This is a genomic window from Pseudoruegeria sp. SHC-113, from assembly GCF_025376885.1.
In the GTDB taxonomy this organism is placed as follows: Bacteria; Pseudomonadota; Alphaproteobacteria; order Rhodobacterales; family Rhodobacteraceae; genus Pseudoruegeria.
In genome coordinates, this window is sequence record NZ_JAHUBR010000001.1 from 2,578,001 (window position 1) to 2,590,989 (window position 12,989).

Annotated in this window: 12 protein-coding genes and 1 riboswitch; of the genes, 3 read left to right on the forward strand and 9 right to left on the reverse strand. The window is 64.8% G+C overall.

Annotated features, from left to right (window positions below; all coding sequences use genetic code 11):
* Positions 1-2 precede the first annotated feature (2 nt).
* Together gltS and KVX96_RS12700 are read right to left on the reverse strand one after the other, a co-directional pair.
* A complete protein-coding gene (gene gltS, locus KVX96_RS12695; RefSeq protein ID WP_261194862.1) occupies positions 3-1,214 on the reverse strand; it encodes a sodium/glutamate symporter in 1,212 nt (403 codons plus the stop codon).
* A gap of 4 nt (positions 1,215-1,218) precedes the next feature.
* Positions 1,219-1,692: a DUF6446 family protein gene (locus KVX96_RS12700; protein WP_261194863.1), complete on the reverse strand. Its 474-nt coding sequence runs from the start codon at positions 1,690-1,692 to the stop codon at positions 1,219-1,221.
* A 94-nt stretch (positions 1,693-1,786) separates the two neighbouring features.
* Here KVX96_RS12700 and KVX96_RS12705 point away from each other — a divergent pair, with 94 nt between their 5' ends.
* A complete protein-coding gene (locus KVX96_RS12705; protein ID WP_261194864.1) occupies positions 1,787-2,428 on the forward strand; it encodes a MarC family protein in 642 nt (213 codons plus the stop codon).
* Positions 2,429-2,490: 62 nt separating this feature from the next.
* Here the strand turns inward: KVX96_RS12705 and KVX96_RS12710 are convergent, their stop codons facing one another.
* The 3 genes from KVX96_RS12710 to KVX96_RS12720 are packed head-to-tail and all read right to left on the reverse strand — an operon-like array spanning position 2,491 to position 5,336.
* On the reverse strand, positions 2,491-3,417 hold the full coding sequence (locus KVX96_RS12710; protein ID WP_261194865.1) for a glycine--tRNA ligase subunit alpha: 927 nt from the start codon (positions 3,415-3,417) through the stop codon (positions 2,491-2,493).
* 52 nt (positions 3,418-3,469) lie between these two features.
* Positions 3,470-3,898 (reverse strand): NUDIX hydrolase, encoded by a 429-nt coding sequence (locus KVX96_RS12715; RefSeq protein WP_261194866.1) that lies wholly within the window; start codon positions 3,896-3,898, stop codon positions 3,470-3,472.
* Positions 3,882-5,336: a pyridoxal phosphate-dependent decarboxylase family protein gene (locus tag KVX96_RS12720; RefSeq protein WP_261194867.1), complete on the reverse strand. Its 1,455-nt coding sequence runs from the start codon at positions 5,334-5,336 to the stop codon at positions 3,882-3,884. The genes KVX96_RS12715 and KVX96_RS12720 overlap by 17 nt, the downstream gene beginning before the upstream one ends.
* A gap of 159 nt (positions 5,337-5,495) precedes the next feature.
* On the opposite strand from KVX96_RS12720, the gene KVX96_RS12725 reads away from it, so the two are divergent.
* A complete protein-coding gene (locus tag KVX96_RS12725) occupies positions 5,496-7,283 on the forward strand; it encodes a trypsin-like peptidase domain-containing protein (protein ID WP_261194868.1) in 1,788 nt (595 codons plus the stop codon).
* A 19-nt stretch (positions 7,284-7,302) separates the two neighbouring features.
* Here the strand turns inward: KVX96_RS12725 and KVX96_RS12730 are convergent, their stop codons facing one another.
* Together KVX96_RS12730 and KVX96_RS12735 are read right to left on the reverse strand one after the other, a co-directional pair.
* Positions 7,303-8,751 carry a TrkH family potassium uptake protein gene (locus KVX96_RS12730; protein ID WP_261194869.1) on the reverse strand — a complete coding sequence of 483 codons (1,449 nt, stop codon included), beginning with the start codon at positions 8,749-8,751 and terminating at the stop codon, positions 7,303-7,305.
* 32 nt (positions 8,752-8,783) lie between these two features.
* Positions 8,784-9,713 carry a DMT family transporter gene (locus KVX96_RS12735; protein ID WP_261194870.1) on the reverse strand — a complete coding sequence of 310 codons (930 nt, stop codon included), beginning with the start codon at positions 9,711-9,713 and terminating at the stop codon, positions 8,784-8,786.
* A 76-nt stretch (positions 9,714-9,789) separates the two neighbouring features.
* Here KVX96_RS12735 and KVX96_RS12740 point away from each other — a divergent pair, with 76 nt between their 5' ends.
* The gene (locus KVX96_RS12740) at positions 9,790-10,305 is read left to right on the forward strand and encodes a MarR family winged helix-turn-helix transcriptional regulator (protein WP_261194871.1); all 516 of its coding nucleotides are present in this window, start codon (positions 9,790-9,792) and stop codon (positions 10,303-10,305) included.
* A gap of 14 nt (positions 10,306-10,319) precedes the next feature.
* Here the strand turns inward: KVX96_RS12740 and folE2 are convergent, their stop codons facing one another.
* Both folE2 and metZ read right to left on the reverse strand, forming a co-directional pair.
* On the reverse strand, positions 10,320-11,423 hold the full coding sequence (gene folE2, locus KVX96_RS12745) for a GTP cyclohydrolase FolE2 (RefSeq protein WP_261194872.1): 1,104 nt from the start codon (positions 11,421-11,423) through the stop codon (positions 10,320-10,322).
* A gap of 108 nt (positions 11,424-11,531) precedes the next feature.
* Positions 11,532-12,713: an O-succinylhomoserine sulfhydrylase gene (metZ, locus tag KVX96_RS12750; RefSeq protein ID WP_261194873.1), complete on the reverse strand. Its 1,182-nt coding sequence runs from the start codon at positions 12,711-12,713 to the stop codon at positions 11,532-11,534.
* Positions 12,714-12,790: 77 nt separating this feature from the next.
* Positions 12,791-12,869, reverse strand: a riboswitch (SAM riboswitch).
* Positions 12,870-12,989 lie beyond the last annotated feature (120 nt).

The window sequence follows — 12,989 nt, forward strand, 5'->3', positions numbered from 1 at the left end:
TCCTAGAACATCAGGAAGAGCTGGATGACGACGGCATTCGCCAGATCCACGAAGAAGGCGCTTACCAGCGGAAGGATGATGAAGGCAACAGGGGACGGGCCGTAATTCTTGGTGACGGCCGTCATGTTGGCGATGGCGGTGGGGGTGGCGCCTAGCGCGAAGCCGCCAAAGCCCGCGGCCAGCACGGCGGCGCGGTAGTTGCTTCCCATCACCGGGAAGAGCACGAAAAGCACGAAGGCGAGCGCCGCGACGGTCTGGAGGGTGAGCACGATGGCCAGCGTGCTGCCCATGCCCGCCAGCTGCCAGAGTTGTAGGCTCATCAGCGACATGGCCAGAAACAGCCCCAGCGTGAAATCGGAGATCAGCGCCAGTTCCGGCGTGCGGCTCACCTCTGGCGCGCGCGGCAATAGGACCGGGCGCAGGTTGCCAATCACGATGCCCATGATCAGGCAGGGCACGAAGACAGGCAGTTTCAGCCCCGTCGTGGCGATGGCTTCATAGAGCATGTAGCCCAGCAGGATCGAGATATTGAGCGTCAGCAGCACGCGCATCAGCCCGACGTTGGTGATCGTCGGGCGGTCGGCGTCCTCAAATGATGCGCCAACGCTGCCCTCTTCTTCCGGGTGGTCGGGCGTGAGGCTTTTACCTTCGATCAGGATCTTGGCAATCGGGCCGCCGATCAGCGCGGCCACGATCAGGCCAAGCGTGGCCATGGCGATGCCGATTTCCTCCAGCCCCGGCTGGCCTGTGCGCGCCGCGATCTCCGGCGCCCAGGCGATGGCCGTGCCATGGCCGCCGATCAGCGCGGCGGAGCCCAAGAGCACCGACATCTGCGACGGCAGGCCGAAGAGGAAAGTGGAAACGAGGCCAATGATGTTTTGCAGGAAGAGGAAGGCCACGGTGAGCAGCAGCAGCAGGAACAGCGGCTTGCCGCCCCGGATCAGATCCGCCATCCGCGCGTTCAGCCCGATGCCGGTGAAGAACATCACCAGAAGGAAATCCCGGCTCGCCATCTCGAAGCTGATCTCGATCCCGGCGAAACGGTAAAGGGCGAAGGTGAGCAGCGCCGCCGCGAGACCGCCGGAGACGGGCTCGGGGATGTTGAATTCCCGCAGCGGCTTCCAGGCCCGCGTGAGTTGCACGCCAAGCAGATAGACGAAGATCCCGAAGGAGACAGCCACGAATTCAGGCACGACGATGGCTTGCGGCTCCATGCGCTCAATCCCTGTATTTTTCGTTCAGCTGATGCCAGGCGAAGGCGCGGCCATCTTCATAGACGGCGACCACGCGGTCCACCCCGTCGGCGATTTCGCGTTGGGACAGGAAAGCCTGCGCTGCGCCGCTTCCCAGATCCGCGCCGATGCGTTTTGCGTCAAAACAGTCAAACCACCCCGGCGCGTTGAGGGGCTCGGCCCCCTCGTAGGGCAGGAAGGTTTCGGCGAGTGTGGCTGGCGGCGTCGGTGTGGTGAAACAGCCCCGGTAGCGCAGCGGCGAGGAGGTGCCGTCGATGCCGGTAAAGCCCGCGACCTCCATGGCTTCCGGCATTTCGGTGGCGGCGGCGACGAGCGTCACGTCCTTGCCGGCCTCAGGCCCAAGGCGCTCATAGAAGGCGTAGACCTGCAGGTAGTACATCGCCCCCCCTGCGATCAGACCGGTGGCCACGATGGCTCCTGCTGCGATTTTTCCCTTCATGCGCGCCCCTTTGCCCGATTGCAGCTTGCCTCTTGGCTTTGCCCTTACCACTCTGGCGGCGAAAGCACCACCGATGGGCAAGACAGGGCACAAGATGAGCGAAACTTTCTTCATTTCCATGTTTGGCGCCTTGTTTGCCGTGATGAACCCTTTCGTCAACCTGCCGATCTTCCTCGGCCTCACCGAGGGCGAGAGCGTCGCCGCCCAGCGCCGGGCCGCCGTGCAGATCGCGCTTTACACCGCGATCATGTGCGCTGTGGTGGCGGTGGCGGGGGCGGCGATCCTGAAGTTCTTCGGGATCTCGGTGGACGCTTTCCGGCTCGCGGGCGGGCTCGTGCTGGGGCAGATCGGGCTGAACATGCTCAATGGTTCATCGAGCCACTCCCACCACGGCACGCTGAGCGAGCAGAAGGAGCAGGCGGAGGTGGAGAACATCGCCTTCTTTCCGATGACCTTCCCGATGCTCGTGGGGCCGGGCACGATCACCACGCTGATCCTGTTTTCCGACAAAGCGGATTCGCTGCAGAACGCCGTGGCCTATGCGCTGGTGGTGGCGGTGGTGATCGGGCTGCTGGCGGGCACCTTCTGGTTTGCCGGCAGCATCGGCAAGCATATGACGGTGACGATGCGGGTGATCATGAGCCGGATCATGGGGATGATCCTGATGGCGATTGCCGCCGGGATGATCACCGAAGGGCTGAAGGTTCTGCTGCCGGGGCTGGCCGGGGCGGCGTGAGGAGGCCGGGGGCTCTGCCCCCGGACCCCCGGGATATTTTGGTCAGAAGATAAAGGCGGGCCTTAAGCGGCCTGACCGCCCGCTTCTGTTTGCACGAAAGCATCGGCGCATTGCTTTGCCAGGGCGCGGACGCGGCCGATGTAGGCCTGCCGTTCGGTGACGGAGATCACGCCGCGCGCATCGAGCAGGTTGAAGATATGGCTGGCCTTGATGCATTGGTCATAGGCGGGGTGCGCCATGATGATGCGCTTGCCGGTTTTGGGATCCACATGCTCCTGTGCGAGGATCGCCTCGCATTCGGCCTCGGCTTCCTCGAAATGCTTGAGAAGCACTTCGGTGTTGGCGACATCGAAGTTGAAGCGGGAGTATTCCTGTTCGGTTTGCTTGAACACATCGCCATAGGTGAGCGCGATCGGGGCATCGGGATCGTTGAACGGCATGTCCATCACGTGATCCACGCCCAGCACATACATGGCGAGGCGTTCGAGCCCGTAGGTCAGCTCGCCGGAGACCGGTTTGCAATCATGGCCGCCGACCTGCTGGAAATAGGTGAACTGGCTCACCTCCATCCCGTCGCACCAGACCTCCCAGCCCAGCCCCCAGGCGCCGAGCGTGGGGCTTTCCCAATCGTCCTCGACGAAGCGGATGTCGTGCATCTCCATGTCGATGCCGATGGCGGTGAGCGAGCCGAGATAGAGCGCCTGCAGATCGGGCGGGCTCGGTTTGATCAGCACCTGATACTGGTAGTAGTGCTGCAGGCGGTTCGGGTTTTCACCGTAGCGCCCGTCGGTGGGGCGGCGGGAGGGCTGCACATAGGCGGCTGCCCAGGCGTTGCTGCCCAGAGCGCGCAGCGTGGTGGCCGGGTGGAACGTGCCCGCGCCGACTTCCATGTCGTAGGGTTGCAGCACGGCGCAGCCCTTGCTGGCCCAGTAGTTCTGCAGCCGCAGGATGATCTCCTGAAAGCTGCGCGGCGCGGATTGCTCAGACATGCCGTCCCTCATCGAAAAAACGCTCTCTCCTTAGGGCCTCGCCTTGGGCGCGTCAACTCGGCCCCTCAGGCAGATTGGCGGCCAGCCAGGCTTTGGCGGCGACGCAGGTGTCGGCGACGCCCGGCGACAGCGGCAGCGCGCCTTCGGCAATATCTGCGAGCGGCACCCAGCGGGCATCGAGCGCGTCATCGGCGGCCACGGGCGTAGACGGCGCTCCTTTGCAGATCACGCCCGCCAGATAGAAGTGAAACCCCGGCGAGATGGCGTCGGCATGGCCCAGCACATGCACCCCGCGTGCGGTGAGGCCGGTTTCCTCCTGCAACTCGCGCTCGGCGGCCTGAAGCACGGTTTCGCCGTATTCCACGCGACCTCCGGGAAAGCCCCAGAGGCCTGCGTCCGGCGGGTTGCGGCGCTGCACCAGAAGCGCGTGGCTTTCGGTGAGCAGGATCGCCAGCACGGCAAGTTCAGGGCGTTTGGCCATCAACCCCCTCCTGAAGCAGCGCGGCTCCGATCTTCTGCACTTCGGTGACGAGCAGCTCCAGATCGCTGTCGCGGGTGCGGTGGTTGGTGATGTTGACGCGCAGGGCGAGGCGACCGTTGATCTTTGTGGTGGAGAGCACGGCGAGGCCGCTCTCCTGCAGGCGCAGGGCGACTTCTGCGTTCAGCGCATCGTAGTGGGCCACGGGGCCACCGGTGAAGCGGAAGCAGAGGATGTTCAGCGCCACCGGGCAGAGGGCTTCCAGATCCGGCGCGGCTTGCACCAGCGCCTCTAGCAGGCGGGCCTGTCGGCAGTTCTCGGCGATCACCGCGCCCAGCGCATCGGTGCCATGTTCGATCAGATGGGCATAGACCTTCAGCGCGCGGTAGCTGCGGGAGAGCTCGGGGCCGTAGTCCACCGGCCAGACGTCGCCCGCAGCCAGCCCGCGCGTGGCCGGGGCGAGGTAGTCGGGGCGCTCGGAGAAAGCCGCGAGATGGGTGGATGGATCACGGATCAGCACGCAGCCCGCGTCATAGGTGACCTGCAGCCATTTGTGGAAATCGAAGGCAAGGGAATCGGCCTTTTCCATGCCCGTAAGCAGCGGCGCAAGTGCGGGGCTGAGGCGGGCTGTGGCCCCGAAAGCGCCATCCACGTGGAACCAGAGCCCCTCCTGCGCGGCGATGCCAGCCAGGTCGGAGAGCGGATCGATGGCACCGGTGTTCACCGCGCCTGCGGTGCCGACGACGAGAAAGGGCGCAAACCCGGCGGCGCGGTCTGCGGCAATGGCATCCGTGAGCGCAGCCGGTTTCATGCGAAACTGCGCATCAACAGGGATGCGGCGCAAGGCATCGCTGCCGAGGCCGAGCATGTCGAAGGCGCGGGCCACGCAGGAATGGGCCTGCTCGGAGCAATAGCCCACAAGCCGCACCGCGCCCACACCCTCGCGGCGCACCTGCGCGCCAAGCGCCTGATCGCGCGCGCATTTGAGGGCGATGATCGTGGCCATCGACGTACCGGAGACGATCAGCCCGCTGGCGCTTTCGGGCAGGCCCATGGACTGCGCGCACCAGCGCACCACGGCGCGCTCCACGTAGATGCCGCCATGATCGCGCCCGCCGAGATTGGCGTTGATCGCAGCGGCCGCCATTTCGGGCAGGATATTGCCGGGGCTGCCGGCGCCATGGACCCAGCCCCAGAAGCGCGGATGGGTGTTGCCGACGCCGTAGGGCATCAGCGCCTGCAGGTGATCGACTACCGCCGCCGCCCCCTGCCCCTCGTGCGGCAGGGGGCCTTGCAGGGCGGCTTTCCGATCATCAGGCATGGGTGTCCAGACGGGGCCATCCCCGGCGGCCTCCATCTTGTCGAGCGCGGCGTCGAGCATGCGGTGCGCCTGCGCGCGGAAGCCCTGCCAGTCTTTCGGATCGAGCCTGCCCTCTGCCATTCCTGCCCTGCTCCCTTTGCCGTTGCGGCATCGTTACGGTGCAACACTCCTGCGGTCAATCGAGGCCGCCCCCATTGCAGGCGTGCATTGGAAGCGGCGCTTGGTTAGGCTCATTTTTGCGAACACATCCCCTCCCGGCCGATTTGAAAAAGATTTCTGATGAAGACAACGCTTTCCGCCGCTGCAATGCTCCTTGCCACCTGCCTGCCGATGAGCGCGCTGGCGCAATCCACCTTCTGGCTGCAGGTCGAGGCCCAGCCCTCCTTGCGCGAAGGGCAGGAGCGCGCCCGCGCCTATGCCGGGGCTTTTGACAATGTGAACGGGTTCTCGCTCGGCTCCGGTTGGTATGCGATCACGATGGGGCCGTTTTCCCGCGAGGATGCCGAAAAACTGCGCCGCGAACTGCGGTTCGAGAACCTGATCCCGCGCGATGCCTATATCGTGGACGGCAGCCGCTATCGCCAGCAGTTCTGGCCCATCGGCGCCAACAGCCGCAGCGCCGCCGCCGTGCCGCTGGAGCCGCAGGCAGGCGAAGGCAACACGATCGTTCTGAATGTGCCGCAGGCCGAGCCGGAAGCCGAAGAGACAGCCCCCGTCATCGCCGTGATCCCGGATGAGACGCCCACTGAGGCGCGCCGCTCCGAAGCGCGCCTGTCGCGCGAGGAAAAGCGCGAGTTGCAGACCGCGCTGCAGTGGGAAGGCCATTATACCGCCGCCATCGACGGCTCTTTCGGGGCCGGCACCCGTCGGGCAATGGAAGCCTACCAGAGCGCCGAGGGGCTGGAGGTGACCGGCATCCTGACCACGGCGCAGCGGGCCACTCTGGTGGAGACATACAAGTCGCAACTGGCCGAACTGGGCCTGACCCGCGTGATCGACGACACCGCGCTGATCGAGATCGATCTGCCGCTGGGCCTCGTAGCGCTGGATCGCTACCAGGCCCCCTTCGCCCATTACACCGCCACCGATGGCGAAAGCCCGATCACCGCGCTCCTGATCTCGGAACCCGGCACGCCGGAAACGCTCGCAGGCCTGTTTGACGTGATGCAAACGCTGGACATCGTGCCGCTCTCTGGCGAACGGAAACTGTCGCGCAATGCCTTCACCATCGAGGGCGAAGGGGCGGAGATTCGCTCCTACACCCATGTGCGTCACGAGGACGGGCTGTTGAAGGGCTTCACCCTGGTTTGGCCCACGGGCGATGACAAACGCTACGCGCGCGTGGTGGAGGCGATGAAATCCAGCTTCACCCCCTTCGGCAACCGCGCCATGCCGCAAAGCCTTGGACTTTCGCGCGAGGATCAGCAGGTGGATCTGCTGGCCGGGCTGGAAATCCGCAAGCCCAGCCGCGCGCGCTCGGGTTTCTACATCGATGCCGAGGGCACGGTGCTGACCACAGCCGAGGCCGTGGCCGCCTGTGAACAAGTGACGCTGGATGAAAGCCTGCTCGCTTCAGTGAGCTTCACCGACGAGGTGCTCGGCATTGCCGTCTTGAAGCCCGAAGAGCGGCTCGCGCCCATCGCCTATGCTGATTTCAGCGCCCTGCCCCCGCGCCTACGCTCCGAAGTGGCCGTGGCGGGCTATTCCTACGAAGGCCTGCTGGGCGCGCCCACGCTGACCTTCGGCACGCTGGACGATCTGAAAGGGCTTCAGGGCGAGGCGAGCCAGCAGCGGCTGGCCTTGGCCGCCCTGCCAGGCGACATCGGCGGCCCGGTGTTTGATGCCGGCGGGGCCGTTGTCGGCATCCTGCTGCCCCAGCCCGAGGCCGGCGGACGGCAATTGCCTGAAGGCGTCGCTTTCTCGGCCAGCGCCAGTGCAATCTCCGAAGCGCTGACCGCCAAGGGCTTGCGCCCGCGCACGGCCTCCGGCGTGGAAGGGCAGATGCACCCTGAGGATCTCTCGGGGCTGGCAGCCGACATGACGGTGCTTGTGTCCTGCTGGAACTGATGTCGGGCGTTCTGGCGGGTCAGACCCGCCAGAAATTCACCGTGAAGAGCGCATAGACGACCATGATCTCCAGCCGCCCGATCAACATGGCGGCGCAGAGCAACCATTTGGCGGTGGGGTTGAGGGCTGCGAAATTGCCTGCGGGCCCGATCTCCCCGCCAAGGCCGGGGCCGACATTGGCCAACGCCGTTGCCGCGCCAGAGACCGAGGTGATGAAGGACAGCCCCGTCATCCCCAGCAGCACCGAGAAGATGCCCATCGACACGAAGAACAGCATGAAGAAGGCGATCACCGAGCCCAGCACGTCTTCGGGGACGCTCTTGCCGCCGTAGCGGGGCGTGAAGATGCCGTTGGGCGAGTGGATGCGCTGGATCTGCGTCTTGATGGCGGAAAATAGGATCTGGTAGCGGAAGACCTTCACCGAACAGGCCGTGGAGCCCGCGCAGCCGCCGATCAACCCGATGAAGAAGAACAGCACCACCGGGAAGGTGCCCCAGAGCATGTAGTTGTCGGACGCGTAGCCGGTGCCCGTCATGATCGAAACAACGTTGAACAGAACCTTGCGCAGGGTTTCCTCACCCGGATCCTCCGCATGGCCCCAGCGCCAGAGCGCGACGACACAGCAGAGCACCAAGGCGATGGCAAAGAAGCCGCGGATCTGGGGATCCTGCCAGAAGGGCTGGGCCGTGCCCGCCAGCATCTGCACGTAGCGCACGAAGGGCAGCGCGGCGAGCACCATGAAAAGCGTGGCGGTGTATTCCACGCCCGGCCCGAAGGCCCCGAAGGAGGCGTCGTAATTGGCAAAACCGCCGGTGGCGATCGTGGTCATCGCGTGGGTCACCGCATCAAAGGGCCCCATGCCGAAACCAAGGTAGGTGAGCGCGCAGATCCCGGTGAGCCCGAGGTAGACAACCGAGATCGAGGTGGCGATCTGGGTCGCGCGGGGCAGGATTTTCCCATCGGTGTCAAAGCCTTCCGACCGGAAGAGCTGCATGCCCCCGATCCGCAGCTCGGGCAGGAACACCATGGCCACCACGATCACCCCGATGCCGCCGAACCATTGCAGCAGCGCGCGCCAGAACAGAAGCCCCTGCGGCAGCAGTTCAAGGCCTGAGAACACCGTGGAGCCCGTGGTTGTCAACCCCGACATTGCCTCGAAGAAAGCGTCCACCGGCGCGGCGCTGGTTTCACCCAGAATGAAGGGAATCGCTCCGAAAATCGGGAGCGCCAGCCAGACACCGGTGGTGAGAAGGAAGGTCTGCTGAAGGGAAAACTTGTCGCCTAGCCCGTTGGCGCAGGCCAGCGAGACAAGCCCGCCACAGGCACAGGTGATCAGCGCGCTTTCCAGAAACACGGGCCAGTGGCCATTGCCGTTGATGTAGTCGATCGCCATGGGCAACAGCATCGCCACCCCGAGGACGGTGACGAGCAGGCCGATAACGTATCCGACAGGGCGCAGATCAAACATGCGCGCAGGCTTGGCCAGCCCGCGTGCCGGTGTCAAGCGCCAGCGCGCTTGCGCGCGGCCGACTGAAACAGGAATACACCTGCGGCGATGAGCGTTGCGGCCACGGCAAGATTGGCCGGGGGCGCTTCCCCAAGGATCAGGATGGCGATTCCCGCGCCCATGACGGCTGCGACGGATCCGATCTGGCTCAGGTAGACAGGCCCGGCCATGCGTTGCAGCAGGAAGTAGAGCACGTAAAGCACCGAGAAGATGGCCGTTTCTGCCGCCAACCACGCGAGCGGCATGGCAGAGGGCGCGCGTGCGGCTGGCGCAAGCAGCAGGAATAGCCCGACCCAAAAGGCCGCCCCGGCCAGCATCGCGGCGGCGAGGAAGATCGGCGCGCGCCCTTCGGGCCAGCGCCGCGTGCGGTAGATGTTCCCCAGTGCGATCACGAGGGGCAGCGCCAGCGTGATCGCGACCCAGAGGGCCTCACGGCTGCCTCCCGTGGGATCAGGCGCAAGCTTGCCTGCAGCCAGCAACGCCGCCCCGGCCACGCCCAGTAGCACGGCCATGAAGCGCTGGGGCGAGAAGCGCTCCATCGTCAGCAGCAGCGCGATGGCATAGGTGGCAAGGATCGGGAAAGCGAAGGAAAGCGCGTAGAACCCCACGCCCACGTGGCGCACCGCCAAAAAGCCCAGCGCGTTGGGCAGCGCGAACAGCCCGCCTGCCACCAGCCCGTATTCCAGCACTCGCGCATCCACGCGCGCAGGCAGGGCCCGCAACCAGACCACACCAAGCAGAATCCCCGCCGAAAGCGCGCTCGCCGCCGTCAGGAAGGGCAGCGCCTGCCCGCCCGACGCCACCGCCTGCGCCGCAACGACGATGGAAAGCGCCAGCAGCGCGCCGACGGAAAGCAGCAACAGCGGGGCAAGAAAAACAGGGGTGCGGCCCGGGATCGGCTCGACTTTCGCGTGCAGGGTCATGTAGCGTCTCCTTATGTTGTTGCTGAGTATCTAGGTATCAAATTACTTTATATCAAGATAAAAGATGGAGGCAGAGATGGATCGCGCCCAGAAGGCACGGCAGCAATGGGAAACGGAGCTTGGTGGGCTGGACTACCTTCCGATGGAGATTTTCGGCCGTTTGAGCGAGGCCTCGCTGCTGTTTCGCAGGGATTGGCTTGAGCCGCTTCTGGCGGAGCATGGCGTGCAATCCGGCGAGTTCGACGTGCTCGCCACGCTGCGCCGCGCCGGAGCGCCTTACGCGCTGACACCCACGGAACTCTTTGAAGCAGCGATGATTTCTTCAGGCGGGATGACAAGCCGGCTGGACCGGCTGGAGCGCAGCGGCTGGATCAAACGTGCCCCCAACCCCAACGACAGGCGCGGCACGATCGTTTCGCTTACAGAGGCTGGCAAGTCGCTGGTGGACACCATCGTCCCTGCCCATCTGGCGAACGAGGCCAAAGCGCTCTCGCTGTTGTCGGACACGCAGATGCAGCGGCTCAATATCCTGATGGCCCGGCTGATCGAGAGCCTGCAGAAGCCGCATGAGGGCGACGACGGGGCCGCCTGACGGCCCCGCTCGCGTCAGCCGACGTGGAAGAGCGTGTTGAAAAGCTTGGGATCCAGGCTTTCGGAGGCGAATGTGCCGCCTTGGGTCAACACGCTCACCGCATCATGGCTGTGCAGGCTTTCCTGATGGCTGGCGATCACCCGGTAGTCGCCAATCCGCGCATCCGCGGATAGCTGCTCGGCAAAGAGCCGGGCGGCGTCTTCCACGAAGATCGGGTTGGCGGCGTTCAGCTCTGCAAAAGCCTGTTCGTCCTCACGCTTCACCATGACCTGCGTTTCGGTGGGCACGGCGGCGCGGCAGAGATCCACAAGATCCTCGAACCAGAGGCAGGGCTGGCCCGCTTCCAGTTCCACCGAGATCCGCGCCACGGAGCGCTGCGAATGCGGCGTGGCCAGCTGGCCCCGGAACTGGCGGGCGTGCTCGGACAGCTCCAGCGAGCAAGGGCATGTGGAGGAATAAACATAGTCCAGATGCACGATGCGGCGGCGCACGCCGTCGATCTCCACCAATTCCAGCGCGATGTCGTAATATTGAAAGCCAGAGAGTCCGGAGCGCAGAGAGGAGACCTTCAAAGGGAAGGAAAAGCGCATCTGGATGCGGGCGTCGAAGCTTTCCAGATCCGTCTTGTAGTCGTCCAGCGCCGCCTCGATCACCTCGAAGCTGAAAGTGCGCTCGGCGTGTTTGTAGAAGGTGCGCATGATCCGGGACATGTTGATGCCCTTCTTCTCGGCCTCAAGGCTCACCGTGCCGGTGACCGAGGTTTCGAGCGTCAGATCGCCGTTGTCGCGGGTGTGAAAACGGATCGGCAGGCGGAAATTCGAAATCCCCACGTGCTGGATTGCGCGGCGCTCGCCACGGATCAGGCTTTCGGGGCCGTTCTGCAGATCGGGCAGCGTCGCCTTATAGGCGTCGTCAACCCGGAATTCTTCCGGGTAGGCGCGGGCCAGTGCCGGGTAGTTCGCCCGGCCCTCCTGCGGCAGAAGGCGCGAGACGGTCGGGTCCAGTTCGGCCACCTCGGTGTAGCTGGCCTTGGCGGCCCAATCCCTGAGCGTGGCAAGCGCCTTCTCGGCTTCTTCCCGCGTCGGGGCCTCGTGGTGACGAGAAACCTGAATGTTCATGGCCTTCCTCTCGCGTTTCCTGCGTGCAGGTCACTAAGCTAGGCAGGTTGTCGCATCTTTCCAACTTTATTCGCCGGAAAAATGCGACCCATGGGCCGCGGGCCGCGCCTAGATGGCGGCCAGCGCCTGCTCCAGATCGGCGATCAGATCGGCCGTGCTCTCGATCCCAAGCGACACGCGCACGAGCCCCGGCGTGATGCCGAGATATTGTTTCTGATCCTCCGGCAGGCGCTGGTGCGTGGTGGTGGCCGGGTGGGTGACAAGGCTTTTCGCATCGCCCAGATTGTTGGAAATCGTGAAGACTTCCAAAGCGTTGAGGAAGCGGAACGCGCCTTCTTGCCCGCCTTCGACCTCGACCGACACCACGGTGCCGCCCTTCTCCATCTGCGCCTTGGCGATGGCGGTCTGGGGGTGGCTGTCGAGGAAGGGGTAGATCACCTTCTTCACTTTCGCGTGTGCCTGCAGCGCCTCGGCCACGGCCTGCGCGCTTTCGGCCTGCGCGCGGCAGCGCAGATCGAGCGTTTCCATGCCCTTGAGCATCACCCAGGCGTTGAATGGCGACATCGAGCCGCCGGTGTGCTTGAGGTAGGGCTCCAGCGTGCCGCGGATGAAATCCTTGCTGCCGAGCACCACGCCGCCAAGGCAGCGTCCCTGCCCGTCGATGTGTTTGGTGGCCGAGTAAATCACTACATCTGCGCCGTTTTCAAAGGCGCGCGAGAAGACGGGCGTGGCAAAGACGTTATCGACCAGCACGAGCGCGCCCTTGGCGTGGGCGATCTCGGAAACAGATTTCAGATCAATGACTTCCAGCGTCGGGTTGGAGACGGTTTCAAGGAAGACGGCCTTGGTATGGTCTCGCACGGCGGCGCGCCACTGGTCCAGGTCGGTACCATCCACGAAGGTGACCTCCACGCCGTAGCGGGTCAGGATCTCTTCGAGAATGTAAAGGCAGGAACCGAAGAGCGCGCGGGAGGAAACAACGTGATCGCCGGCTTTCAGCATCGACACCAGCGCGCCGTTGACGGCGGCCATGCCGGAGGCCGTGGCGAAAGCATCTTCCGCGCCTTCCAGCGCCGCGATGCGCTCTTCGAACATGCGCACGGTGGGGTTGCCGTAGCGGGCGTAGATGAACTCATCCTCGCCGATCTCGATGAAGCGCGCCTCCGCCTGCTCGGCGGTGTCATACACGAAGCCCTGCGTCAGGTAGATCGCCTCGGCCACCTCGCCGTACTGGCTGCGGCGCGTGCCGGCATGGACGAGTTTCGTGCGCGGGTTCCAATCCTTGCTCATTGTCTTCTCCGTTCGCCCCGCCTGTCGCGAGGCACAAAAAAACCCCCACCGCAGAGAGAGCGTCGGGGGCATTGCGCGATGCGATTTCCCAGACCTCTTTAGCGGCATGTTTAACGTGGCCCGCAATCCGGTGAACAAATCGCCACGATGGGGGACGGATAAACCTGTGGGGGCGAGGCGTCAAGGGTTGCTCTCAAGTGCGAAGCGTTCGCCCGGGCGGACGCGGAAACGCGTTCGCCGTGGGGCGGGCGAACGCGGCCTGCCGCTAGCGCGACA